Source organism: uncultured Campylobacter sp. (genome assembly GCF_938015785.1).
GTDB lineage: Bacteria > Campylobacterota > Campylobacteria > Campylobacterales > Campylobacteraceae > Campylobacter_B.
Genome location: NZ_CALLWC010000023.1, coordinates 1 through 25427, shown reverse-complemented (window position 1 = coordinate 25427; position 25427 = coordinate 1). Strand labels below are relative to the sequence as shown.

At 47.6% G+C, this 25427-nt stretch carries 27 protein-coding genes; 19 read left to right on the top strand and 8 right to left on the bottom strand.

Translation table 11 applies throughout. From position 1 onward, the window contains the following. Window positions 1-88: 88 nt before the first annotated feature. Both Q0393_RS02955 and Q0393_RS02950 read right to left on the bottom strand, forming a co-directional pair. Window positions 89-1432: a sodium-dependent transporter gene (locus Q0393_RS02955; protein WP_298977794.1), complete on the bottom strand. Its 1344-nt coding sequence runs from the start codon at window positions 1430-1432 to the stop codon at window positions 89-91. Window positions 1433-1939: 507 nt separating this feature from the next. Continuing rightward, window positions 1940-3289 carry a sodium-dependent transporter gene (locus Q0393_RS02950; RefSeq protein ID WP_298977787.1) on the bottom strand — a complete coding sequence of 450 codons (1350 nt, stop codon included), beginning with the start codon at window positions 3287-3289 and terminating at the stop codon, window positions 1940-1942. 193 nt (window positions 3290-3482) lie between these two features. Here Q0393_RS02950 and Q0393_RS02945 point away from each other — a divergent pair, with 193 nt between their 5' ends. The 10 genes from Q0393_RS02945 to Q0393_RS02900 all read left to right on the top strand — a co-directional run bounded on the left by Q0393_RS02945 (window position 3483) and on the right by Q0393_RS02900 (window position 11102). Then, on the top strand, window positions 3483-3704 hold the full coding sequence (locus Q0393_RS02945) for an EexN family lipoprotein (RefSeq protein ID WP_298977816.1): 222 nt from the start codon (window positions 3483-3485) through the stop codon (window positions 3702-3704). A 189-nt stretch (window positions 3705-3893) separates the two neighbouring features. Then, window positions 3894-4532 (top strand): FAD-dependent thymidylate synthase, encoded by a 639-nt coding sequence (gene thyX, locus Q0393_RS02940; RefSeq protein WP_298977786.1) that lies wholly within the window; start codon window positions 3894-3896, stop codon window positions 4530-4532. 33 nt (window positions 4533-4565) lie between these two features. Continuing rightward, window positions 4566-5312 (top strand): hypothetical protein, encoded by a 747-nt coding sequence (locus tag Q0393_RS02935; protein WP_298977785.1) that lies wholly within the window; start codon window positions 4566-4568, stop codon window positions 5310-5312. A gap of 222 nt (window positions 5313-5534) precedes the next feature. After that, window positions 5535-6131, top strand: coding sequence for a DJ-1/PfpI family protein (locus tag Q0393_RS02930; protein ID WP_298977784.1), 597 nt, complete (start codon window positions 5535-5537; stop codon window positions 6129-6131). Between the two features lie 80 nt (window positions 6132-6211). Further along, window positions 6212-6823: a hypothetical protein gene (locus tag Q0393_RS02925; protein ID WP_298977782.1), complete on the top strand. Its 612-nt coding sequence runs from the start codon at window positions 6212-6214 to the stop codon at window positions 6821-6823. A gap of 180 nt (window positions 6824-7003) precedes the next feature. Then, window positions 7004-7222 (top strand): hypothetical protein, encoded by a 219-nt coding sequence (locus Q0393_RS02920; RefSeq protein ID WP_298977781.1) that lies wholly within the window; start codon window positions 7004-7006, stop codon window positions 7220-7222. Window positions 7223-7358: 136 nt separating this feature from the next. Continuing rightward, window positions 7359-8054, top strand: coding sequence for a uracil-DNA glycosylase (gene ung, locus Q0393_RS02915; protein ID WP_298977780.1), 696 nt, complete (start codon window positions 7359-7361; stop codon window positions 8052-8054). Between the two features lie 171 nt (window positions 8055-8225). After that, window positions 8226-9032 (top strand): transporter substrate-binding domain-containing protein, encoded by an 807-nt coding sequence (locus Q0393_RS02910; protein WP_298977779.1) that lies wholly within the window; start codon window positions 8226-8228, stop codon window positions 9030-9032. Window positions 9033-9471: 439 nt separating this feature from the next. Continuing rightward, entirely contained in the window at window positions 9472-10278 is an 807-nt protein-coding gene (locus Q0393_RS02905; protein WP_298977777.1) for a transporter substrate-binding domain-containing protein, read from the top strand. A 17-nt stretch (window positions 10279-10295) separates the two neighbouring features. Beyond that, window positions 10296-11102: a transporter substrate-binding domain-containing protein gene (locus Q0393_RS02900; RefSeq protein ID WP_298977775.1), complete on the top strand. Its 807-nt coding sequence runs from the start codon at window positions 10296-10298 to the stop codon at window positions 11100-11102. Window positions 11103-11335: 233 nt separating this feature from the next. Here the strand turns inward: Q0393_RS02900 and Q0393_RS02895 are convergent, their stop codons facing one another. The 3 genes from Q0393_RS02895 to radA all read right to left on the bottom strand — a co-directional run bounded on the left by Q0393_RS02895 (window position 11336) and on the right by radA (window position 14178). Next, entirely contained in the window at window positions 11336-12079 is a 744-nt protein-coding gene (locus tag Q0393_RS02895; RefSeq protein ID WP_298977773.1) for a hypothetical protein, read from the bottom strand. 112 nt (window positions 12080-12191) lie between these two features. Further along, complete coding sequence (locus tag Q0393_RS02890; protein WP_298977772.1) at window positions 12192-12341, bottom strand: hypothetical protein; 150 nt, start codon at window positions 12339-12341, stop codon at window positions 12192-12194. 487 nt (window positions 12342-12828) lie between these two features. After that, the gene (gene radA, locus Q0393_RS02885) at window positions 12829-14178 is read right to left on the bottom strand and encodes a DNA repair protein RadA (RefSeq protein ID WP_298977771.1); all 1350 of its coding nucleotides are present in this window, start codon (window positions 14176-14178) and stop codon (window positions 12829-12831) included. 210 nt (window positions 14179-14388) lie between these two features. Between radA and brnQ the strand changes: the two genes are divergently transcribed. The 3 genes from brnQ (at window position 14389) to Q0393_RS02870 (ending at window position 17993) form a co-directional block, all read left to right on the top strand. Next, the gene (gene brnQ, locus Q0393_RS02880; protein ID WP_298977770.1) at window positions 14389-15720 is read left to right on the top strand and encodes a branched-chain amino acid transport system II carrier protein; all 1332 of its coding nucleotides are present in this window, start codon (window positions 14389-14391) and stop codon (window positions 15718-15720) included. A gap of 187 nt (window positions 15721-15907) precedes the next feature. Next, window positions 15908-17518 carry a hypothetical protein gene (locus Q0393_RS02875; RefSeq protein ID WP_298977769.1) on the top strand — a complete coding sequence of 537 codons (1611 nt, stop codon included), beginning with the start codon at window positions 15908-15910 and terminating at the stop codon, window positions 17516-17518. A 34-nt stretch (window positions 17519-17552) separates the two neighbouring features. Beyond that, window positions 17553-17993 (top strand): hypothetical protein, encoded by a 441-nt coding sequence (locus Q0393_RS02870; protein WP_298099674.1) that lies wholly within the window; start codon window positions 17553-17555, stop codon window positions 17991-17993. A 233-nt stretch (window positions 17994-18226) separates the two neighbouring features. On the opposite strand, the gene ftsY is transcribed toward Q0393_RS02870, so the two are convergent. Both ftsY and Q0393_RS02860 read right to left on the bottom strand, forming a co-directional pair. Further along, window positions 18227-19090, bottom strand: coding sequence for a signal recognition particle-docking protein FtsY (ftsY, locus tag Q0393_RS02865; protein ID WP_298977767.1), 864 nt, complete (start codon window positions 19088-19090; stop codon window positions 18227-18229). Continuing rightward, a complete protein-coding gene (locus Q0393_RS02860) occupies window positions 19090-19671 on the bottom strand; it encodes a TlpA disulfide reductase family protein (protein WP_297949996.1) in 582 nt (193 codons plus the stop codon). Before Q0393_RS02860 ends, ftsY begins: the two co-directional genes overlap by 1 nt. An 80-nt stretch (window positions 19672-19751) precedes the next feature. On the opposite strand from Q0393_RS02860, the gene Q0393_RS02855 reads away from it, so the two are divergent. The 6 genes from Q0393_RS02855 to Q0393_RS02830 all read left to right on the top strand — a co-directional run bounded on the left by Q0393_RS02855 (window position 19752) and on the right by Q0393_RS02830 (window position 24415). Next, window positions 19752-20369: a 5-formyltetrahydrofolate cyclo-ligase gene (locus tag Q0393_RS02855; protein WP_298977766.1), complete on the top strand. Its 618-nt coding sequence runs from the start codon at window positions 19752-19754 to the stop codon at window positions 20367-20369. After that, window positions 20302-21855: a ribonuclease Y gene (gene rny, locus Q0393_RS02850; protein ID WP_298977764.1), complete on the top strand. Its 1554-nt coding sequence runs from the start codon at window positions 20302-20304 to the stop codon at window positions 21853-21855. The genes Q0393_RS02855 and rny overlap by 68 nt, the downstream gene beginning before the upstream one ends. A 10-nt stretch (window positions 21856-21865) precedes the next feature. After that, complete coding sequence (locus tag Q0393_RS02845) at window positions 21866-22453, top strand: lipid-binding SYLF domain-containing protein (RefSeq protein ID WP_298977761.1); 588 nt, start codon at window positions 21866-21868, stop codon at window positions 22451-22453. Window positions 22454-22857: 404 nt separating this feature from the next. Beyond that, on the top strand, window positions 22858-23421 hold the full coding sequence (locus Q0393_RS02840) for a DedA family protein (protein ID WP_297914856.1): 564 nt from the start codon (window positions 22858-22860) through the stop codon (window positions 23419-23421). Further along, entirely contained in the window at window positions 23340-24137 is a 798-nt protein-coding gene (locus tag Q0393_RS02835) for a ribonuclease domain-containing protein (protein ID WP_298977758.1), read from the top strand. The genes Q0393_RS02840 and Q0393_RS02835 overlap by 82 nt, the downstream gene beginning before the upstream one ends. Then, window positions 24134-24415, top strand: coding sequence for a barstar family protein (locus tag Q0393_RS02830; protein ID WP_298977756.1), 282 nt, complete (start codon window positions 24134-24136; stop codon window positions 24413-24415). Before Q0393_RS02835 ends, Q0393_RS02830 begins: the two co-directional genes overlap by 4 nt. 115 nt (window positions 24416-24530) lie before the next feature. On the opposite strand, the gene Q0393_RS02825 is transcribed toward Q0393_RS02830, so the two are convergent. Then, window positions 24531-24974 carry a hypothetical protein gene (locus Q0393_RS02825; protein ID WP_298782610.1) on the bottom strand — a complete coding sequence of 148 codons (444 nt, stop codon included), beginning with the start codon at window positions 24972-24974 and terminating at the stop codon, window positions 24531-24533. Window positions 24975-25427: the final 453 nt, after the last annotated feature.

The window sequence follows — 25427 nt, the reverse complement described above, 5'->3', positions numbered from 1 at the left end:
CAATATTAAGCGGCCCTTTAAATTTAAACTTGCCCGAAACGAGTCTAAATTTAAACTCTTCCGCCTTTAAATTTAATAAAATCGCTTCCTACTTCCCGCCGAAAAATAGCAGATTTGTCATTATGATCACGATCGCGACGGGCGCTACGAAGCGCAGCGAAAAGTACCAAATTTTAAATCCCAGTTCGCCCATATCGGCGCCGAAAAGCCCGCGCAGGCGCTGCGCATCCATCACAAAGCCCACAAATATCGCCGAGGTCAGCGCGCCGAGGGGCAGCATGACATTTGAGCTTACGAAGTCCAAACAGTCAAAAAAGCTCGCGCCGAAAAACTTAAGCTTGCTCGCATAATCCGCGTGCATCGATAGCAGCGAGCATGCGCCTAGTACCGCTATGACGCACCCCGAGATGCAGACTGCGCGCAGGCGCGAAATTTTAAACCTGCCGATGAGATAGAAGACGAAGGGCTCGATCATCGAAACCGCGCTCGTGATCCCTGCGAAAAAGAGCGAGACGAAAAACGCAACTTCAAGCACCTGTCCCGCTAGCCCCATTTTTGCAAACATCGTAGTGAGCGATACGAATACAAGCCCCGCACCCTGCGCGGGATCGGCGCGGAATTCGAAGATGAAAGTAAATACGATGAGCCCCATCATCAGCCCGATCGCGATGTTGATAAATACGATGTTTACCGAGCTTCGCACGAGCCGCACCCCCTCGCTAAGCGACGCCGCGTATGCCGCGATACAGCCGACGCCTACGCATAGGGTAAAGAGCGCGAGTCCGAGCGCGGCGAGGACGGAGTTAACGGTGATTTTACCGAAGTCTGGGTAGAAAAGAAATTTCGCCGCCGCGCCGAAGCCCTGCATCGTGCACGCATACGCAAGCATCGCGAGCAGCAGCACGAAAAGCAGCGGCATCATCACGACGTTTAGCCGCTCGATACCGCTTTTGATGCCGCGCGCGACGACGGATAGCGTCAGCACGAGCGCAAGCGCGTAAAAGCCTAGGCTCGTGGTTAGCGAATGCGAGATGAGATCGTCAAAGACGGCGCCCGCTTCCTCGGCGGTTGCGGGCAGCGGAGAAAAGCCCAAAAAGATATAGCGGATCACCCAGCCGAGGATCACGAGGTAAAACGACAGTACCAGCATGCCGCCCGCGATGAAAACGCCTCCCGCGCGCCATTTTCGTCCGCCGCGCGGCGCCAGCGTCTCGTACGCGCTCGGCAGATCCCTCCCGCTTAGCCTGCCCAGCGCCATCTCGGCTAGGAATATGCTAAAGCCCACGCCCAGCGTGAGTGCGAGGTATAAAAGCACGAAGGCGCTGCCGCCGTTTTGACCCACGAGAGTAGGGAATTTCCATGCGTTGCCAAGCCCCACCGCGCCGCCTGCGACGGCAAGTATGAAGCCGATTTTGCTAAATTTATCGTTCATTTTCGCTCCGATTTTTTAAATTTTAAAGCCGCGGAATTTTAAAATTCCAAACTATCGCCGCAAGTTCGCTATGAAATTTGGCGCGCTATTTTTGGACCGCTTTAGTGCTAAATTTTAAAATTCCAAGCGCAATTTCGCGCGGGTCACCACAAAATTTTACGCGCCGCTTCTGCGGCAGATTGCATAGACCACGTCATAAACTATCGCGGCGGCTACGCACCGACCGTCTAGGTTTAGAATTTTAAAATTCCACAGCGTGATTAGACACGGCTGCGCTACGGCGTCTTTGCCGCGGTCTTGCGCAGGTTGCCGCGCGGGTTAGCGCGGTCACGCCGAAAGTTGATTGTCGCTATATACTTTGACCTTCCTCTATCTAAACATAAAATTTTAAACTATCGCCGCAAGACTAACGGATCGTCGTAATCTCGCTATGAAATTTTGTCCGTCGCTTTTGGACTGCTTTAGCGCCAAATTTTAAATCCATGTTATCCATCTGCTTTGCAAAATTTAAAAATTTAAAATTTTTAGCTGATTGAGCGCTATCACTACGATCGCGACTGGCGCCACGAAGCGCAGCAGCACGAAATACCACAGCTTAAAGCCCATTCGTCCCATATATGGGCGCAGTAGAATTTCGACGGCTCGTTTTTTTATCACGAACCCTACGAAAATCGCCACAATTATGCCGCTAAGAGGCATTAAGATATTCGAGGTCAGGTAATCAAGCACGTCAAAAAAGCTCTTGCCACCTAGGCTAAAATACTCGCTCGTGTCCCCATAATAACCCAAAATGCAGCATATCCCTAAAACATACGTCACGGTAAAAACTAAAAGCGAAGCGCGCTTGCGGCTTAGCTTGCGGGAGTTTACGAGATAATAAATCGTAGGCTCCAGCATCGAAATTGCAGAAGTAATCGCCGCAAATAATAGCGAGGTGAAAAATAAAAAGGCTAGGATGTTTCCGATCGCACCGAGCTTTGAAAAAAGTACCACCAGCGAGACAAACACTAGCCCTGGGCCTTGCGCTTTGGGATCGCCGCCGAATTCAAAGATGAAAGTAAAGACGATAAGTCCCATCATCACGCCGATTAGGACATTAATGCAGACGATATTTATGCTTGAGGTTAGGATATTAGTGCGCGCAGGCAGGCTTGCAGCATAGGTCATAATCGTAGTAACGCCAAGCGAAAGCGTAAAAAACGCAAGTCCTAGCGCCGAAAGAACGCTATCCTTATTAAGCTTGGAAAAATCTGGCACTAGCAAGAATTTTGCGCTACGTCCGAATCCATCGAAACTCGCGGCGTAAATTAGCATCAAAACCAGCAAAATAAATAGCGCGGGCATCATCCAGACATTCAGCCGCTCGATGCCGCTTTTGACACCTTTAGATACGATGAAAAAGCAAAACGCCGACGCTATGGTAAAGCACACCGCCACGCTTAAAAAGTCGCTACCTAAAAGTGCGTTAAACGCTGCGCCGCTTTCATCTATACTTTTTGGCAGATAAAAAGCGCTTGAGACCACGTATTTTAGGATCCAACCCATTACGACGCTGTAAAAAGCATAGATCAAAAGCGCACTAATCATAAAAAATCCCGCGTATTTCCATGCGCCTTTGTATGAGGGTGCGAGCTTTTCAAATGCGCGCACCGGATCACTTTCGCTTAGCCTGCCGATGACGATCTCGGCTAAAAAAATCACGAAGCTAACCAAAAGCGTCAGCAAAAGATATAGCAAGATAAATGCGCTGCCGCCGTTGGTGCCTACTAAAGTGGGGAATTTCCACGCGTTGCCGAGCCCCACGGCACTGCCTGCGACTGCGAGGATGAAGCCGATGCGCGTAAATTTATCGTTCATTTCCGCCCTTTGTAAAATTTTAGCCGCAATATTAGCAAATTCCAGCTTAAAGGCGGTATTTTGGTTTCGTTAAATTTATTTGCCGCGCAGGATAGGATTGCAGTAATTCAAAATTTTTAAAGTAAACGGGTAGTAAAATACGGGGTAAAATTTCAAATAAGGAGAATGAAATGAAAAATCCTAAAATGTTCCTCTGGGGGGGCTTGCACTCGCTGTTTTATTAGTAGGTTGCGATAATACCGAGGTTAAATCTATGGAATATTATGAAAAGCACCTCGATGAAGCGGAAAAAGTTTTCAAACAATGCGATTTTGATAAATTAAACGAAAATAGCAACGCCTACAAAAATTGTAAAAATGCTAAAGATTTTTATAAGTTCAATGAGGATAAAAAGTTTTTCTCGGGAACAAAATAGTATTTTAGTATTAACTCAATATTAAAATACCTCTTATGCCTTATACTCAAGTTCATTTTATTTACCTTGTATCTCGGTGCAAGGTAAATTTGATGAATGTAAATTTTAAAATACAAATGCTAAGTCCTGCTAAATTTTAAGTCCCGAAACGCTAAAATCATCCAAAAATTTCAAAACCAAAGGCAAAACATGCAAGTCAAACTTCTAAATTTCACTCCGCTTTGGGTCTGTTCAAATGCAATTCGCACATGCTGGCAGAGCTTTGAGCGCGGCGATTGCGGCGGCGCCAAAGACCTAGCGCTAATAGACCGCGTCGGCAACCAGCTCAAGCACTCAAGCACGCTTGAGCATCTCTACTACAACTTCTACATAAGCGGTATCTCCCGCGCTCTGCTTCAGGAGCTGGCGCGCCACCGCCTCGCAAGCCTTAGCGTAAAATCCACGCGCTACACTCTTAAAGAATTGCGCGGCGAGAGCAGCTTTGCGCAAGGGGATTTCGAAAACGCCGCGCGATACATCGTGCTTACCGGCAACGAAGCGGTCGATAACGCAAGTATCGCGGCTCTTGAAAATCTGCGCGTAATCTTACAAACCCCTATTAGCCTTGATATCGCCAAATACTGCCTGCCCGAGTGCTACAAGAGCGAGCTTAGCTGGAGCATAAACGCTCGCAGCTTGCAAAACTTCCTCGCTCTGCGCTCTAGCAAGGCCGCGCTTTGGGAGATCCGCGAGCTTGCGGGTAAAATTTACGAAGCGCTGCCGCAGGAGCATAAATTTATATTCCAAAGCTGCATGGCGAGCGGGGAGAAGACGCCTGGCGAGGAGTAGAGCGGAGTAAAATTCTGATATAAGAGGGCTGCGATGATAAAACTTACGCAGATGAGAGCGGCTTTTGAAAAAGAGGAGCCGAACACGCTTTATCTTAGCTACCTAGGATGGGTAAAAACCCTGATCCCATTTTGGAGGCAGGCTGCTGCAAGGATTGCAGAGCTAAACGGCACGGCGGATGAAAAAAGAGACAAGCATTTGCGAGCTATCGACAATTCTTTGCAGCTTTTGCAGGCCTGGCGATTTAAAAAGATAAAATACGTGCAAGCAAGAAGAAAAGAGATAGATAGCGCCATAAGTTTTATTCGAAACGGCGCCTTAACGCAGCAGGCATGCAGATACGCCTTTGCGCCAGTTTGCAGAAATTTATCGGGCATTTTGCGCAGCTTTTTATACGTTTCAACTTTCGGCTATTCGGACGAGCAGCTTCCGACCGTATTTGCCCAAAAAATTTACGGCATTGCGCTGTGTCATACTTTATTTCCCTTTGATACGGGCGATTTTGTGTATTATCTGCCGCGCGAAAAATCTATCCACACCGAAAACTCCGCCGATTTGGATAACTGGCATTTGATGATGGAGATAGCGGGCGGCGATTTAGGGATTTCTGCGTTGATTGAGCGGCTAAACGAACGCGCGTATGAAATTTGGACGAATTACAAAACGCCGTTTGAATGGAAATACGACGAGGGGATTTGGAATTTAGAATTTGAGAATGTTTCAAAAAGGCTGCATTATGCGGGCGTGCGGGCTTTTGCAGGTCTGAGTAAAGCGGAATAAAAGGCGCGCAAAATTTAAACCGCTTCTGAAATTTCATTCGCGGGCGGTAAAATTTCTGCTGCCCGACAGAATGAAATTTTAAAATTTTAGCCGAGCGGGCATTCGGTCGCTAAATTTAAACGGGCGTTTTAAACAGACGCTCGTTGCGGCTGCAGCGCTGAAAATTTTAACGGCGACGAGCCGAAAACTGCTACGGTGAGCTATAACTTTAAAGGATGGATCATGAAAAATCTAGCGCTTGTGATGTTTAACGGACAGACGCACCTCGATTTTGTGGGATTTTACGATTGTATGTTAAGGCTCAAAGCCGTCCGCCCGCAGTTTGAGATGAGGTTTTGCTCGCGCGAGCGGCAGGTTTCGGACAGCGGCGGCCTTACGATCGATGCGGGCGAGATCACGACGGATCTAGGCGGCTTTGATGCGGTTTTTGTGCCCGGCGGTATGGCGACGCGCCGCCTTAAAGACGATGCGAGCTTCATCTCGTGGCTCGCGACCGCGCGCGATGCGAAGTATAAGTTTAGCGTTTGCACCGGTTCGCTACTTCTGGGCGCGGCGGGGTTTTTGCGAGGTAGACGCGCGACTACGCATCCGTTTTGCTACGATCTGCTGGCGCCTTACTGCGCGGACGTGGTGCACGAGCGGCTCGTGCGCGAAAGCCTGCCAGAAGGAGGCGAGATCATCACTGCTGGCGGCGTGAGCAGCTCTATCGAGCTTGGACTTTGCGTGATCGAAAAATTCGCAGGCGCCTCTGCGCGAGAGGCTGCCGCTGCGGCGATGGATTATCCGTATTACGGCCTTAGAAGCAAGCCTGTGCGATGAAATTTTAAAGCCGCTAAGATCGGCGGTGCGGTTTATAAATACCGCAGTAAATTTATAAAATAGAGAGGAGGGCGGATGTAATGCAAGCAATAAAAATATTAAAAACATTGTGGAAAGTCATCAAGATCGCCATACTCGCATCATTGATATTATCGTTTGCGGCATTGATATTGTTTGTTTTATTTATAGCCTTTCTATTTTCACCCCTTAATACGGATTTTTCATATATAGAAAATAAAAATTTGGCTAAATTTGAAGCCTTAACAAATATGAAGGGAGAAACTTTGCTCATTTATCGCAAAAAAAGTCCTCCTTTATCGTGTAGTGAAAAAATACAGACTTGTATCTGTTACGCGCATTTTATAAAGGCGGATAAGCCCTTTACTTTGACGCAACAAAAAATGTTGCAAGAGGGCTACGAGTTTGTTTCCGAGTCTGACTGCATAGCTGAAACTACAAATTTGCATGAATTTAAACTATCGTGGGCGATGCCGTCTTATTATTATGCCGGCAGTCGGGAGTATTTGATATATGGTTCAATCAAAAATTTAAATATAACGGCAATAGTGAATGATAAAAGGCGAATATGGCACAAAAAAGAGCACGAATCGGGACAACCGAGCGATTATGATCACGAGGTTATTTTTTATCCGGAACTTAATATAATTCAAATAAATAAAATGGGGTATTAATAGTGCGCGCTAAATTTACTTACGACCGATTTAATATAACGTTGCGAACTAAATTTAAAAGCCTTTAGGATAAAATTTAAAGATTTGAAAGATTGGACTTTAGTCTTACGGACGTTTATCGAAGTAGATAAAATAACGATATAATGGGTTTTACATAAAATAGGAGATCACAAAGGCAGAATGAAACCGGCTCAAATTTTATCGCTGCTTTCGCATATATCTTTTGTAGCAGCGATCATTTATAGGTTGAAATTTAGAGATAATAACCCGTGGGAGTTCGCAATCGCGCTTTTTGCCTACGCGATTTTGTTTGCTTTTTATCCGCAGAGCTTGCTTAACGATGATAAAAAAACGATCGCCATGCTGCTATTTATGGCGCTTTTGATCGTGATTGTGTAGCTGCGCCTATAGATTGGCGGGATCGGTTGCGGCGCGTGCGATCCGCCTTTGATTGCAGCGGCGCGTGCGAGCGAGACTATTTTTAAAATTTATTGTAAAATCATGGCGTTAATTCATTAAAGCTTAAAGGACCGGTATGCAGATAAACTTAGACGACGTGAGGATCGAGAGCGGCTGGAAAGAGGCGCTTAGGGAGGAATTTTTAAGCGAGTATTTTGCGAAGATCAAAGAAAACCTGCTCGCTGCAAAGGCGCGAGAGATCGTCTATCCGCCGGGAAATTTGATCTTTAATGCCTTCAATCTCACTCCGTTTGAGCGGGTGCGCGCGGTGATTTTGGGGCAGGATCCCTACCATGGCGCGCATCAGGCGATGGGGCTTAGCTTTTCGGTGCCGCGCGGCGTGCGAATTCCACCCAGCCTCGTAAATATCTACAAAGAGATTAAGAGCGATCTGGGTATCAGCGAGCCTGAAAGCGGTGATCTGAGCTACTGGGCGAAGCAGGGCGTGCTGCTTCTTAATGCGAGCCTTAGCGTGGGCGCGAACCGCGCGAACTCGCACAGCGGCTTCGGCTGGCAAATTTTTACCGACGCCGTGATTAAAATTTTAAGCGCGAGGCGGCAAAATTTGGTCTTTATGCTGTGGGGAAATTTCGCCAAAGCCAAATCGGCGCTGATCGATGCGCAGAGGCATCTCATTTTAACCGCCGCGCATCCTAGCCCGCTTGCAGGAGGGGCGTTTTTTGGCTGCAGGCATTTTAGCAGATGCAACGAATATCTGCGCGCGCACGGTCTGGGAGAGATCGATTGGGATCTAAATCACGGCGCAGGTTAAATGTATTTTAAATGAAATTTGCGTAAAATGCGCCGCAAAATTTCAAAGGTAAAGAAATTTTAAAAAATGTCAAAAGGAGAAGTGAGCGAATAATATACGACCGGCTTAAGAGGGCTTGCCGAAGCGACGCAGATGCGTGGCTAGGCTAATCATTGTAATTAAAGGAACGATATGAAAAAGATAATTTTGGGAATTTTATTGCTATTTACAAGTAGTGTAGTGGCAAATACCCTATCTGAGATTAGGCAATCGGGCAGTGTGCGCGTAGGCGTATTTGAGGCGCAACCACCTTTTAGTAAATTTGAAGACGGCAAATTTCAAGGATTTGAGGTGACCCTAGCCGAGGCGCTATCAAAAGATATATTTGGCGGCAAGGCGGGCAAGGTGGAATTTGTGCCCGTAAAGGCTAGTGAGCGTTTAAAAGCGTTGGAAGAGAATAAAGTAGATATGGTACTTGCGACTTTTACGATCACAAATGAGCGTAAGCAGGTGGTTGATTTTACGACGCCGTATTTCGCAGTAAATATCGGCGTGCTAACCCGCAAGGGCGATAAGATCAAAACTATGTCTGATTTACACGGTAAACCGATCATTGCAGAAAGCGGAACTACGGGCGAGGCATATTTTAAAAAAGAAGGTTTTGAAATCATAAATTGTGCTACCGCACACGAATGCTATAAAATTCTAAAAGAGGGCAAGGGTGCGGGCTTTGCACACGATAATTTATTAGTTCTTGCTTACGCGGTCGTAGATAGCGATACTGAAGTAAATATTAAGAATTTAGGCGTTTCAGATTTCTTGGGTATTGCGGTTTCTAAGGGCAATAAGGATCTGCTCGAGTTCTTGAACGGCGAGTTAATCAAGCTTAGCAAAGACGGCTTTATGAAAAAGACCTATGATGAGGTGATCGAGCCGTATTATAAGGGCACTGCGGAGAAAAAATATTTCTTGTTGGATGATCTTTATAGCTTATTTTAGGCGGGCATAGCGGTACGGCTCGCCTGCATTTGCTTGCAGTAAGCATAGCTGTGTGCTCTCGCCAGGTAAAATTTAAAAGGCTCGTATAGCCTTGCTATTTTGTCCGACTTTTCGAGCTTGGGTTTGGATTGTAAATTTTACTAACGCGCCGTTATGAAATTTATGAAATTCCGTAGAATTTCGCAGCGGCGTGCTATTTTTGCGGCACTAATAGACGCACAGAATTTTATAGCGAAGCGCTAAAATTTAATGAGAGCGGGCGGAGCTTGGTGCAAGGTAGCAAAATTTAAAAAGCCTCTATCATTATGCTTAGAAATTTTAGTTGCGAGATTTTATCGCTAAGCTCGCAATTTAGGGAATAATTTCGGTTCTGGTAAAATGAAATTTTAAGAAAATTTACATTACAATTACGAAAAATTTAAAATTCAAGGAGGAAATTATGAAAAAGTCATTTTTTCTTATTCTATTGTCGGCGATCTTTGTTTTCGCGAATTCCTTAAGCGAGATCAAACAAAGCAAGGTTATCAGAGTGGGCGTTTATGAAAACGAGCCGCCTTTTAGTAAGTCCGCTGAAAAGGGCTTCGAGGGCTTTGAAGTCGAGCTTGCCAACGCCTTGGCTAGTAAAATTTTCGGTTCCGCCGGCGGCCGCATCGAGCTCATCCCGGTAACGAACGAAGTGCGCTTTCCGATGCTGCAAAACAACCAAGCCGATATGATAATCGCGGCTGCAAGTATCACTGAAGAGCGTAAGGGAAGCGTGGATTTCTCGATGCCGTATTTTACGGTGAATTTGGGAATTTTAACGAAAAAAGACTCAAATATTCACAAAATAGGCGATCTGATGGGTAAAAAGATCGGTATCATCCGCAAGACTACCGGCGAGGCGTATATCAAAAAAGACGGCGGTTATAATGTTTCCTACTGCAACGATTCGGTCGATTGCTACAGGAGATTAAAAAGTGGCGAGATCGACGGATATTGTAACAACAACCTTTTTGTTATGGTCTATCCGATCGTAGATCCTGCAGTCGAAGTCAATATCAAAAATTTAGGCGATAATGTATTCTTAGGCGTCGCGGTGCAAAAGGGTAACGCGGAGCTGCTAGAAGCGATCAATAAAGGCTTGATTGCGCTCAGCAAAGAGGGCTTTTTCAAAAAGGCTTACGAGGATACTTTCGAATCCTTCTATAAAGGCACCGTCGATAAAAAATACTTCTTACTCGACGATCTTTACAGCTTTTTTTAATAAAAAAGGAATTTGAAATGAAAAAATCACTGTTTTTAATTGTTTTATCTTGCATCTTTGCGCTTGCGAATTCTTTAAGCCAAATAAAGCAGAGTAAAGTCATTCGTATCGCCGTTTATGAAAATGAGCCTCCATTTAGTAGAGTTACGGATAATGGATTTGAGGGCTTTGACGTAGAGCTTGCTAATGCAATCGGAGGCAAAATTTTAGGCGATACCGGCGGCAGGATCGAGCTCATACCGGTATCAGCGCAAGCGCGCTTTCCGTCCATTCAAAATAATCAGGCGGATATGCTTATCGCGGCTGCGAGCGTTACTGAGGAGAGAAAGAAAAATTATGAGTTTTCGATGCCCTATCTTTCGGTAAATTCCGGAGTTTTAACCAGAAAAAGCGACAATATCCAAAAAATGAGCGATCTGCGAGGTAGGAAAGTAGGCGTCATCCGCGGCTCGACGGGCGAAGCGTTTATGCAAAAGGACGGCGGCTACAATCTAGTGTATTGCAAAAATTCCTCCGATTGCTACAAGCGGTTAAAGAGCGGCGAGATCGACGGCGCGTGCGACGATAATCTATTTGTGATGGTCTATCCGGTCGCAGATCCTAGCGTCGAGGTTAATATCAAAAGTCTTGGCGAGAACGTATTTTTAGGCATCGCGATGCAAAAAGGCAACGCAGATCTCGCAGAAGCCGTCAATCAAGCGCTCATTTCGCTTAGCAAAGAGGGCTTTTTCAAAAAAGCGTATAACGATACTTTCGAGCCTTTCTACAAAGGTACCGTCGATAAAAAGTACTTCCTTTTAGACGACATATACAGCTTCTTTTAGAATTTTAAATTTAACGCAGGGCGTGGATTTGAAGCTTTCGGCTTTAAATTCTAACCCGCGCATAACCGGTGCATCATTAAAATTCCATCTCAAAATTTTGTCCTAAAAATCTCATTTCAAATTTTATTAGTCCCGCCGCCGCGCCGAAGCTCAGTATTCACACGGCGGTCGCAATATTTAGTATTTGCGAGCATTTAAGGCGCGCAAAATTAGATCGAGCTAAGCTTTAAATTTTACTCCGAGCCCTTGGAATTTTTTAAATCCTGCATGCGCTCCTGCTGAGCCTGCACGAACGCGTCGTATCTCGTAAAAAGATAATCCTTAATCTCAAAAATCATCAACGTAAAAATCGAAGGCAGCGTGAAAAATCTAATCGTCATAAATACAAGATCAAGCGCGTTTAGCTCGTCGCTGCTCGCTCGATACCCTCCCGCACTTGCGGTTAAAATCCCATGCAACGCCTCGTAGTTGTAAAGGATGAAAATCGTCACGAAAAGCGTCGAGAGCTTCGATACGATCTTATTCATGATCTGCGCTACGTCCTCATCTGCGATCACCGACATCGCAAACCACACGAGGGTGAAAAATAGCGGAAAAACGATGTTGAAATTTAGCGAGTTATCAAGCTTCTGTGCGCCCGTCACCGCGATGATCGCAAACACCGCCGCAAAGGGGATCACAAATAGCGCGAAGGTCATCGCCGATTTTATCGCCTTAAAAAAGCTATACGTAAGCAGAGGCGCGCCTAAAGCGAGCAAAAAGATCGTGAGCGCGTAGTTTGCTTTGGCAAAATCGTATAGGTTAAACAGCGCAAATACCGATGCTGCTGCAAGTAGCGGCACGCTTAGCTTAAACAGCACCCCGTATTTGGCGTAAGCGCGCGATACGACGGCGTCGAGCCTGCTAAATTTGACGTTTAAGCTTTGCGCCCTGATGAAAAACAAAATGACGAATTTAACGATTACATTTGGGCTCATACGCACCTTTCCGTTTAAATTTATAAAATTTTATCCACGCTAGATTTGCAAAATTTTATCCGCGGAACCTGTCCGTAGAATTAGGCTTTGCCGACAGCTTATGCGGTCTGCGTTAAAATTTCATCGCGCTCTCGCTGGTTGCTATCTTGCCGCCTCTCGGGCTTTGTCTTTTGGCTACGTGAGGCGGACCTGCGCGCTTTGGCTTGCACAGCGTCTTGCTAGCAAGCCTTTTCGGGTTGCGACGTGCTACGGCGGCGCCCATTCGGCTCGGCGCGCGATACTTTGCTTGCGGTATCCGCGTCGCGTCCGCGCATGAGAGCTTAGCACTGCTAAAATTTTACCGGCTCTTAGCCCTATGCGATACGTCCTGTGCGTCACGATAGAATTTTGTGCGACGCAAGGGCCCGACGCGCTCGGCTTTGCGCCGCATTGTGGCAAAATTTTAAAATTTATGCTGCAAAGCGCCTATCTTGCTTACTAGGATGCGCCGCGAATGATTAAATTTTAACCGCACCGTCGCCGAGCTGTTTTAAATCTCAAACGAATTTTTGAGCCGCTACGATACGTGAAATTCCAAAAATCGCGCCTTAGCGATCAAGCTCATTTGCGCTTGCTTGTGAGCCATGCAAAAAGCGGCGCACTTGCGCCCCTCGCCGCGCCCATGCAAAAGCAACGCACCATTTGCCGCTCAAAGTTCATTTTCGCCTGCCCGCGCCCTCTGCTAAACCGAAGCTAAGAAGCGCGCCGCTTCACATCCAATCTAAAATTTGCGTGATCTCAGTAGCGTGAAAAATTTTAAGTCCCTGCGCGTTTTGCGGCTTCATCGGGACGATCGCGTTTTTAAATTTCTGCATCGCGGCTTCTTTCAGGCGCGCATCGAGGTTAAAGATCTCTCTAATCTCGCCGTTTAGGCTCACCTCGCCGATGAAGACGCTCTCTTTACTGATCGGGCGGTTTTTGAAGCTGCTTACGATCGCCGCAACGACGGCGAGATCGCACGCAGTTTCAGTGATTTTTACGCCGCCGCTTACGTTTACGAAGACGTCGTATCCGCCAAGCCCGATCTCAAGCTTGCGATCAAGCAGCGCCAGAAGCATATCCAGGCGGTTTTTATCAAAGCCCGTAGCGCTGCGCTTCGGGTAGCCGCTCTCGCACACGAGCGCCTGGATCTCCACGACGAGCGCGCGCGTACCCTCCATCGTGATCGTGATCGCCGAGCCGCTTACCGCCTTGCCGCGCGTGAAAAATTTACTCGCGACGTCCTTTGCGCTTACGAGCCCGTGCGGCCCCATCTCGAAAATCCCCACCTCGCTCGTAGCCCCGAAGCGGTTTTTAAAACCGCGCAAAATTCTAAGCTGCTTGCTCGCATCGCCCTCGAAATACAGCACCACGTCCACCATATGCTCTAGTATGCGCGGGCCTGCGATCGAGCCCTCTTTAGTGATGTGGCCGATGATGAAGATCGAAATCCCGCGCGCTTTGGCAAGTCGCATCAGCTCAAACGTGATCTCGCGGACCTGCGTGATCGAGCCCGGCGCAGAGGGGGCCTTGTCGCTAAAAAGCGTCTGGATGCTGTCGATGACGATAAACTTATAATCCCTGCGCTCGACCTCTTCAAACACGGCGCTTAAGCTTATCTCGGTGAGTAGAAACAGCTGCTCGCTTATCGCGCCCAGCCGCTGCGCGCGCATTTTGATCTGGCTGGCGCTTTCCTCGCCGCTTACGTAAAGCACGGCGCGACCGCCGCTTGCTAAATTTGCCGCGATCTTAAGCAGCAGCGTGGATTTTCCGATGCCGGGGCTGCCGCCGATTAGCACGAGCGAACCCTCCACGACGCCGCCTCCGAGGACTAAATTTAGCTCGCTATCCTTGGTGTCGATGCGCGAAATTTGCTCGATTTCTATCTCGCTGATCGCTTTGGCGCTTGCGGATGAGGCGCGGGCAAGCTCACCCTCGATCTCTTTTAGCGCTTTGATCTGAGCGGGCTTGAGCTCGACGAAGCTATCGAATGCGCCGCAGTCGGGGCATCTGCCAAGCCATCTGCTTTGCTGATTGCCGCAGTGCTGGCACTCAAAAATCGTAGTTTTAATCTTCGCCATCTTTATCCCTCGCTCATTTTGTCTAAATTTAGCCTTGAATTTCGCGAAATTATACTTAAAATTTTTAAAATTTTAGCTGCCTCGTGCGCTGTTTGCGGGATCAAAAATCACGAGACGGAGGATTTGTGGCTAAATTTGAGCTAAATTTAAATATGTTTTAAACATTTATAACTATAATACAAATTTCACTTTATTTAAAGAAGGTTTAAGATGAAGGGCAAGCTTAGTAGAAGCCAGTTTTTGACGATATCGCTTACGCTATTTGCGATGTTTTTCGGTGCGGGAAATTTTATTTTTCCGCCGGGCTTAGGCAAGGATTCCGGACAGAATTTTTATGTCGCGATAATGTTTTTTTGCGCTACGGCGGTGCTTCTGCCGGTTCTCGGCGTCGCAGGCATTGCGCGCGCTAAGGGGCTTCAGAGCCTGGTGCGCCGCATAGATCCGGTGTTTGCGATCGTTTTTACCGCACTTTTATATCTTACGATCGGGCCGCTTTTTGCGATACCGCGCGCGGCGAATATGCCTTTTGATATCGCAATTAAGCCTTTTATTGCGGAAGAGCGCCTTCAAATTTGGCTATTTGTTTATTCTGCCGCATATTTTGCGCTGAACTATTACATCTGTATGAACCCTTCAAAGCTCGTCGATCTGCTCGGAAAATACCTCACGCCGATACTTTTGGCGCTTATTTTGCTGCTTTTCGGCGCGGGATTTTTGTTTCCGATCGGAAGCTTCGTCGCCCCTAGCGGCGAGTACGTTGATCACGCCGCAGCAAAGGGCTTCGTAGAGGGCTATCAGACGATGGACGCGCTTGCGTCGCTAGCATTCGGCATCATCGTAATTAACGCCATTAAAGCAACCGGCGTTAGCGACGAGAAGCACCTCGTCACCTCTACGATAAAGGCGGGAATGATGTCGGGCGTCATACTGATGACGATATATTTTATGCTGGGCTATCTGGGCGCGACTTCTGCGGAGCTTTTCAAGGATACGCCGAATATCAACGGAGCGGAGCTTCTGTCGCGAGTAAGCGATCATTACTTCGGAAGAGTGGGCGTAGTGATCCTAGGCAGCGCATTTTTCCTAGCCTGCATCACCACGACGCTGGGTCTTATAAGCTCGGCTAGCGAATACTTTGAGGAGCTTACGAAAGGTAAGATCAAATACAAAACTTGGGCGATCGCTTGGTGCGTGATCGGCTTTGGAGTCGCAAATTTCGGCCTTACGACCATCATCAAAGGCTCCATCCCGGTTCTCGTCGCCATCTATCCGATCTCGATCATGCTGATAATCCTCTCGCTGATCAACCCGTGGATCGATTCAAGCAAGCTGATTTACCGCGCCTGCGTCTATGTCTGCGTAGTCGAGGGCGTCATAAACGGGCTTGATATTTTGGGGATTTCGGTGCCGCTTGTTACGTTTATCGTAAAGAAAATGCCGTTTTACGACTCGATGCTCGGCTGGATAGTGCCTAGCACAGTGACCTTCGCCGTGACCTACGTGCTGCATCTGATCTTTGAAAAAAGAGACGATAGCTTCTAAATTTAAGAGCTATTTTAAAATTTAGCCGGGCTCTACGAGGCTCGGCGTACTTTTAAAATTTAATTCGCCGCCGAATTTAATCTCCCATATTTTTCCATAGAATTTCGACATATAAAATAAGCCGCCTTCAAAATTTAACTTAAATTTACGATAAAATTATCAAAATAAAATTGCAAAAGGAAATAAGATGGATAAGCGGGATGAGGCGCTAAATCTGGCGCGAGATTTCGAACGTGACGGCTTTAGGGTGCCCGGTTTATACGAGCGGTTTTGGCAGCTGCAAGGTGATGCGGCGGCGTATTTTACGCTAGCGGACAGCCTGCTGTGCGGGTGGCAAGAGGGCGGCACGCTGCTAAAGGACGCTATGGGCTACGTGGGCGAGGAGGATTTTAAAGCTTTGATCGCTACGGCGGTTGAAATTTTACGCGAAGAGGCGGCGCAGGGGCGCGAAACGCAGCAGAGCAAAAGCGCGGCACAGACGGGAGAGAATGCGCGGGCGGACGAAAGCGCAAGCGAAAATGCGCGGCAACGCGGCAGAGATGAAAAGAGCGCGCGCTGGAAAAACGCCGAAGAGGTCATCGCCGCGGCAAGTCTTGAGTTCGCGCCGTTTTTGCACCCGTATCTTGGCGAGCTTTTTAAATTGCAGCCGAACGAGAGCGCGTATTACGCGGAGTATCCGTGGCGCGAGCTTAGCTACGATAGCTCACAAATCTGGCGTGAGAAGCTTGCGGATCCGCGGACGAGCAGGGATGAGCGGCAAAAAATTTTTAGCTGCCTGCTGCAAACCCGCGATCCGCAAAATATAAAATTTGCCTGCGAGCTCGCGCTTGCGGAGGATTTTTTCGATCGCCCGTGCGACCTACTTGAATATATCGGCTACTGGCTGGAGGCCGTGGGATTTACTTTTGAGCGATCTAAATTTGACGCAGACGGCGCAGCTCAAGCGGTGGCGGATGAAATTTTAAAAACAGATACGCTCAAACACGGCAACGCCAAACAAACCCAAACGAGCGAAAATTTTAAAGCGGATACGACCGAATGTACCGCTAAATTTAACGCAAACGAAGCCGACTCCGATAAATCACAAAAAGCGCCGAACGATGAAATTTGCTTTGGCGGCGAGAAATTCAGGCTCAAAAGATACTGCGGGCAGCGCGTGTATCACATAATCTTTCCGCGCGGCTACTTCGGCGCGCCCTATGCGCCGCATCTGGCAAAGTACCATCCGACCTGGCGGTTTGAGGGCGGCGAGGCAGGATATAAGCTCGGCGGGGTTTTGGATGAAGCGGACGGCGATGCGCAAAATCCGCTATTTCATCTCATCATGCTTGATCCGCTACCTCGTGACTTGCCCGTGCGATCGCTGCCGCGCCTAATCCTCGCCGCTCACGTTAGAGAGGTAAACGAAGGCGAGATAGTCTTTTACGAACACGACGCGCAGGGTATGCCGCGGCGTATCGGCGAAAGGACGCAGGTCGAATACGCATTTGACGAACCGATAAAGGAGTGCGAAGTAGTACTTGCGCCTACGCCGGCGCGCTGGGCGGCTCAGGACTGGGGGATGTCAAACAGCAGGCAAAACCTCGCGCGCATCGGCGGCGAGCCATCATGGATACAGGGTGTCTTGGTGCCGACGTGTCCGATATGCGGCGAGAAAATGGAGTTTTTGATGCAGCTTGATAGCGAGCTTCCGAGCCGCGAGCAAGGCGGCGAGGTATATTTCGGCAGCGGCGGGATTTTATATGTATTTTGGTGCGAGCGGACGCGGGTGAGCGCGTTTTTTATGCAGTGCACGTGAGTAAAATTTAAGAAAAACGCAAATGGACAGATGAATGATCACGGCGAAAATAAAAAGAAAGGGCGGTATTTGGTATTTTGACGATTATTTTAAGTCGCTTCGCAAGAATGAAAACGAAATAGCAAAGCCCATCAGGCAGTTTATATTGGATCCAAAAAGGTATCTATTTAATACGAAAGAAACCCTTCACGACGCCGTTTTGACTGAATTTAAATTCGCTATTTTAAAAAACGAAGATAAATTAACGATGAAATTTTTATCTCCCCACCGAGATAGAAATTTTAAATTTATTTTCAAAAACGTCCTAGCCGTCCGCTTTAAAACGGACGATAAGAGCTTTAAAAACAACGATCTGATAGTTCATCAATTTTCGCTAAAGCGGGAAAGCGTTTGCGAGTATGATTTTATCTTTGCGAGCGGACAGAGGATAACCGTAAAATTTAAACAGCTCAAAATCATTGAGGAATTCTTATAAGCGCGCTGCTTTACTGATGGCGGAGGGATTTTACGTATTTTGGTGCGAATGGACGCGGGCGGACGCGTTTTTATGCAGTGAGCGAGAATTTTGCAAAATTCTAAACGAAAATCGTAAAATTATAAGTAAAAATTTATTCTAAGATAATCGAGCGGCAAAATTTGCCGAGCATTTCGGCGCGTAAAATTTAAGCTTGTTCGGCGAGAATATGTAAATTTACGCAGACGCGAGACTTAGGCGTAAATCCCATCCACCAGCGTCTCTACGAACTCATCCGAGTTAAATTCCGCCAAATCCTCCATTCGCTCGCCCACGCCGACGAAAAGTATCGGCAGCCGCAGCTCGCGCGCTATGGCGAAAAGTGCGCCGCCTTTGGGCGTGCCGTCGAGCTTTGTGATGATGATGCCGTCGAGCTTTACGATCTCGTTGAACGCTCTGGCTTGCGCGACGCTGTGATTGCCCTGAGTGGCGTCGAGCACGATGATCTTGCGGTGCGGTGCGCCGCTTTTTGCGCGGTCACATATGCGCACGATCTTCTCTAACTCCGCGGCTAAATTTTTCTGATTTTGCAGGCGCCCGGCGGTGTCGATCAGGACGCGATCGATATTTTTGGCACTTGCCGAGCTTACGGTGTCAAACGCCACGGCTGCGGGATCGTGCCCCTGCGCGGTCGCTACGATCGGTAAATTTAGAATCTGCGCCCATCTGCGCAGCTGCTCGACCGCGCCCGCGCGAAAGGTATCGCATGCGCCTAAAATCACGCTTTCGCCGCTATTTTTATATAAATTTGCAAGCTTTGCGGTTGTTGTAGTTTTGCCCGCGCCGTTTACGCCGATGATGAGCTCTACGAAGGGCTTCTCATCTGCGGCTTTAGCGATCTCGTAATCGAAATAGTTCTTCAAAACGCCCTTAAGATCATCTTTGGCAACTAGCTTTTTTGCGGGAAGTTTTTCTAAAATCTCTTCTACAAGCTCGTAGCCTACGTCGGCTTCAAGTAGCATCTCTTCTAGAATTTCTTTTGAAATTTTATCTTCGCTTTTCGCACCCCGCATCGCGTCTATGGTCTTGCTAAGCCCTTTTTTAAAAAATTCGAACATCAGAAAATTTTCTCCAATTCGGTCATTAAAATTTCTTCCGGCATCAGCCCGAAATACTGCGCGCTAAACTCGCCCTTTTCGTCGTATATCGCCATATACGGCACTTCGTTTATGCCGCCTAACGCTTTTGTAAAAAAATCCGTTCCTTCGCCGTAAGCGATCGCGTAATTTACCTCGTGCGCGCTTGCATAGGTTTTTGCATCGTCTAAATTTGCGTCACCGATCATTACGCCGATTATGTCAAGCTTGCCGGAGTAGGCTTGTTTGGCGGCATTTAGCGCGCTTACCTGCACGGCGCAGGCGTCGCACCACGGCGTAAAAAACGCAAATAGCGTCACGGTGGAGTTATTATCGATTCGAAAACCCTGCTTTGTCTTTTGCATATTTAAAATTTTGCCGTTATTCAGTTGAAGAGAAAATGGTGCGGTGTAATCGACCTGGATCACGGCTTCGGTTTCGGGCTGCGGCTGCGTGGCGTTGGCCTCGGTCGGGGTATCGCTTGATTTTTTATCCTCATCATCGCCGCAACCCGCAAGAAACAAAACAGCCGTAAAAAGTGCTAGAAAAAAACGAAATTTCATAATAAACCTTAAAATTTAATCGCAAGATTATACAAAAACTAGCTAAAATAAGCGTTAAAATTTTATAAAAGGCTTAAGCTATGCAAAAGAATGAATTTAGAGCAATTTGCAAATCGCGTCTAAAATCTCACGCCGCGCGCGCGGCTAGATGCGAGCATTACGCACTTTTATGGCGGCTGGAGCGGCTGATAAAATTTTTAAAAGCGCGTAAAATTTTGATATTTTTGCCGATGAGCTACGAGCCGAACGTTTTGATTTTAAGAAAAAAGCTATCAAAAAGCTGCGAATTTTACGTTCCGTTTATGGTGGATATTAGCTTAAAAATGGTAAGATTGCGCCAGCCTTTTAAAATTTCACGCTTTGGATTGCGCCAGACACTTCCGCAAAACGGGTATTTTAAAAAGGTCGATCTAGCCGTGGTTCCAGCTATCGGAGTGGATGGCGCAATGGCTAGAATAGGACATGGGAAAGGATTTTACGATATGTTTTTTTCAGGTCTGAAGCTTAAGCCCGCAATTGCGTTCGTGAGTATAAAAGACTGCTTTTGCAGCGAAATTTTATCACTTGATCACGACGTAAAGGGCGATTTTTACATAACTCCGAGCCAAAATTACCTAAAAAGAGGAAAGTATGATAGAGATTTTAATCGCCTTGTGCGCTATTGCGGTGGGCGCTGGCATAGGATACTTAGTAGCTAGAAAGATTAATAACGCCAATTACGATTTCTTCGTCGAACAAGCCAAAGCTAAAGCCAAAGCGATAGAATTTGAAGCTGAGGGCATCTTGCGAAATTCTAAAATTTCGGTGCAGGAAGCTGAGTTTGAAGCGAAGAAAAAATACGAAGATAAAGCAAGCAAACTGCAGAAAGAATTTAACGTTAAATTTGACGAACTCGGCAAAAAGGAGCACGCGCTTCTAACCGAGCAAGAGATTTTAAAAGACAGCAAAAAAGAGCTCGAAAGCGCCAAAAAAGAGGCGAAATTCCTCTACGAAGAGGGCTCTAATTTAAAGAAAAGCTATGAAGAGAAGCTCTCCGAGGCGCTTAAGGTGCTTGAACGCGTGGCGGGTTTTACGCAGGATGAGGCGCGCGCGCAGGTGCTTAAGAAAGTCGAGGAGCAAAGCCGCACCGACATCGCTCACATCGTGCGAAAATATGAAGAGGAAGCCAAAAAAGAGGCGCGAAAAAAAGCGAATTATATTTTGGCGCAGGCTACATCGCGCTTTGCGGGCGAGTTTGCCGCAGAGCGTCTTATCAACGTCGTAAATATCAAAAATGACGAACTTAAAGGCCGCATCATCGGCAAGGAGGGGCGCAACATAAAGGCGCTTGAGATGACTCTTGGCGTGGATGTCATCATCGACGATACCCCGAATGCGATCATCGTAAGCTCTCACAACCTCTACCGTCGCGCCATCGCCGTTCGCGTCATCGAAACGCTTATCGAGGATGGTAGAATTCAGCCTGCGCGCATCGAGGACATCTACAAAAAAGTAAGCGACGAATTTGAAGCTAGTATCGCCGAAGAGGGCGAAAATATCGTAATGGATCTAGGCCTTAGTAAAATTCACCCCGAAATTTTAAAACTCATCGGCAAGCTTAAATTTCGCGCGAGCTACGGACAGAACGCCCTTGCGCACAGCCTTGAGGTCGCACATCTTGCGGGCATCATCGCCGCAGAAACGGGCGGAGATCAAAAGCTAGCCAAGCGAGCGGGCCTACTTCACGACATCGGCAAGGCGCTAACTCACGAGTACGAGGGCTCGCACGTGGATCTGGGCGCCGAAGTTTGCCGTCGCTACAAAGAGCACCCGGTAGTGATAAACGCTATCTACGCCCACCACGGCCACGAGGAGGCCACCAGCGTAGAAAGCGCCGCAGTCTGTGCCGCAGACGCGCTAAGTGCCGCGCGCCCGGGCGCCAGACGAGAGGTGCTAGAGAGCTATCTAAAGCGCGTTAGCGACATCGAAGCGATCGCGATGAGCAAAACGGGCGTCAAGCAAGCCTACGCGATCAACGCAGGTCGCGAGATCCGCGTCATCGCAAACGCCAAGCTTATGAACGACGACGAGGCGGTTTTGGTCGCCAAAGAGATCGCTTCGGAGATCCAAGATAAGGTTCAATTCCCGGGCGAGATCAAGGTTAACGTCATACGCGAGCTTCGCGCGGTCGAGATAGCCAAATAAGGAGTGTGAAATGAAAAAATTTATAATCGCTTTATTTTTGCTTTTTAACGCGGCATTTGCCGATGATGAGCTCATCATCAACAGCGCAAGCGCCTATTCGTCGGTAATGCGCACAAACTCGCAGTACAAATATCTAGCGCAACAAGCCCGCGCGATAGTGATCTTTCCGAGCGTCAAAAAGCTGGGCTTCATCATAGGCGGAATGTATGGCGAGGGGATCATCGTCTACAATAACGACGGCGCGCACAGCGTAAGCGGTGCAGAGATCAGCAGCGCCAGCATCGGACTTCAGATCGGTTACGAGGATAATTATTTAGTCATTTTCGTGATGAACGACGACGTGATCGAAAAGATGCGAAAATCCCAAATCACGCTATCGGGCGATGCGACGGCGGTTGCGGGCAATTACAGCGCGGATTCGGGCGCACTGGACGTGCTAAATCAGGATATGTACGTCTTTACGAACAAAGGCGGGCTATTTGCGGGCGTGAGCCTGGGCGGCTCGGTACTGGAGACTAAAAGCGATCGCGCTTTCGATTCGAACAGCGACGGCTACGCGTTTTTGATGCGTATAATCGGCGCGGAGGGCGGATATTGATTTCAAAGAATATAGCCTGTGCGCGCTTTGGTGGCTAAATTTAGTCCGAATTTAGCCGAAATTTAGTCCGACGATCGCAGGTTAAATTTAAGCGTTTGTGAAATTTAGCGCCGCTTGCTTGCGAAACTTTGCAAATTTTAATTTAGCGTTTTTCTAAATTTAGCTTCGCGTGAGCTTTTAAATCGCGTATTCAGGACTTTACGTGGCGGCTATTGCAAAACGTGGAATTTGCCTGCTCGTCATGTGTAAATTTAGAGCTTTAAATTTAGCTGCCGCATCGCAAGCCCGCAAACCAAAAGAGCATATGCTAGGAAATTTCGTTGCAGCGGAATTTCGGCGCATAAAAGCCTCGAAATTTTGAAATTTAAAACCTAAAATTTAATAGAATTTTATGAAAGGATTTGATGGAGTCGATGTTTGAAAACCTCCATACGTGGGGGTATCTGATACTGTTTTTGTATTCGCTGGGCGGGGGATTTTTGGCGCTTGCGGCAGCGGGTGTGCTAAGCTCGGCCGGCGAGCTCAATATCGTCTTATGCATCGTAATCGCCTGCATATCGAACTTTATAGGCGATTCGGGGTTATTTTTAGTAAGCCGCTACAATAAAAAAGAGATCATGCCCTATCTGCGCAAACAGCGCCGAAATCTCGCTCTGGCGCAAATTTTGTTTCGCAAATACGGCGACCGCATAATTTTAATCAAAAAATTTATCTACGGCCTCAAAACCCTCGTGCCGATCGCGATCGGTATCACAAAATATTCATTTTTAAAATTTAGCGTCATCAATGCCGTAAGCTCGCTCATTTGGGCGCTTGTGGTGGGGTTACTGAGCTACTACGCGGGTGATTTCGTGCGCGAGCTCTATGTGCATATCAAGGACGCGCCGTGGATTGCTCCGCTGGCTCTAGGCGCGATAGTAGCGGCGATCGTGCTCTATTTTCGCTTCGCCACGCGCAAAAGAGGCTAGCGGTGGCAAAAAAGCTGATCCCGCTCGCAATTTTCGCAGCACTTCTTTTGACGCTAAATTTTATCTCCAATTCGCGCGGCTCCGCGGCTAAAGATGAGAGCGTTTTTACTTCCAAAACCCTGGATGCCGCCTCGCGTAAAAACAGCGCACAAGATATCAAAAGCGGCACCGATCGTAAAATTTCAAGCTCGCAAAATCCCGCAAGCGGCGCCGGTGCAAGAAGCGCAGACGGCGGAGCAGACCTAGGAGATTTAAAATCTCATCCGCAAGCAAACGAGCCCGCCGCCGCAAATCCTAAAGACGAGGCGGACGTCCACAGGCGGCGTAGCGCAGATTATGAAGCTTCGCAATCTCAAAATCCCGCTGCAAATTCTAAAAATCAGCTCGCGGACGAGCCCTGCATAAGCAGGGAGTGCGTGAGCGCTCATATCCGCCGTACGGGGTCTTTGCCGCAAAATTTCATCACGAAAAAGCAGGCCGGTGAGCTTGGCTGGCAGGGCGGTGATCTGTGGCGATATGCGCGCGGCAAGAGCATAGGTGGCGATCGTTTCGGCAATTTCGAGCGCAGGCTACCTGATAAAAAGGGGCGGATTTGGCGCGAATGCGACATCGAGTATCGCGGCGGCCCGCGCGGCGCGAAGCGGCTGATATTTTCAAACGACGGGCTGATCTTCTATACCGCCGATCATTACGAAAGCTTCGAGCGCGTGCAATGAGTTTAAATTTTAAAACGCGCAGCGCGGCAAAGATCATCATCGATGGCGCAAAGATTAGGCGCAAAGATCAAATTTTCGCGCTGTTTGCCGCAGCGCTGGATTTCAAGCCCGAATACATCGCAAATTTAGACGCGCTTTACGATGCGCTTGGCGAGCGAGGCGGACAGGTCTTCGTGATCATTAAAAAGGGCGGAATTTTAAAGCTAAGACTGGGCAAATTTTATGATATTTTGCTCGAGGTTTTGCGAAGCGGCAAGGCGAAAATTTTAATACTATAAGCTCTCGCGACAGCTTATTATGGCTTCAAAGCCAAATTTTACCGAGCCTAAGACGAGTTTATTTCGCCGCAGTTTCGATCGCGCCGTTAAAATTTCCTAAATTTAGATCTAAATTTTAGAGCTTATTAAAAGAGGCGATTTTAGAAATTTCGCTCACAAAGCTCACGCGGTCAAATTTAAACTCAAGCCCATATTGCCAATCTTTGCGGCGCAGGTTTTTAAACTCGTAAAGCTTAACCGTCTCCGTTTCAAATTTAATCCTGAGCGCGAGATACCAGCAGCTCCAGATCCCGCACGGACAGCCAAGTAGCACGACGTCCTGCTCATCTTGCGCCAGATCAGCCTCAAGCGCCGCGCGTAAAAATAGCTCCTCAAAATCAATCAAGCTCAAATAAGCGTAGTCTCCCGCGATGCTGGCCTGCCCGTCCTTTGCGGCAAAGCTTTGCTCGCGCCTCTTAATCAGCTCGAGCAGAGGCTCGCCGTTTATCGCAACGACGACTTCGGTAAAGCTTTCGCCCTCAATTTCGTAATTGTTTAGGTAAAATTTAATGCTATCCATGCGGCAATCTCGCTAAATGATCTATTTTGCGCCGTATTTGCACCGGCCTGCTAAAATTTCAGCGCAGTTTAGCGAATTTGAAGTGAAATTCGGTTGAAAATCAAAAAAATTCGCTGGTAAAGCGCAGATCAAATGGGTATTTTGTAAAATTTAGGGATTTCGGGCTTGCGGAGCTTGCTTTCAGTGAGCACAAACTTAAATTCGCAAAAAAGCTCAATTTGTGTAGATGAAAGAAGCGAAAATAAAAGGTTAAATTTTAGCGCAGATCAAAGAGGTCGAAACGAGAGTTAAATTTTGCTACGGATAAAGAAGCAGAAACGAGGGGTTAAATTTAATTCGCTTTTTAGGGCGCTTAAATTTAACCCTGCCGCGGCTACATCATTTCGCCGCTTTTGTGCTCGTGCTCGGTGTAGGTTACCGGAATATCTTTCTTGCCTTTTCCCGGTGTATACA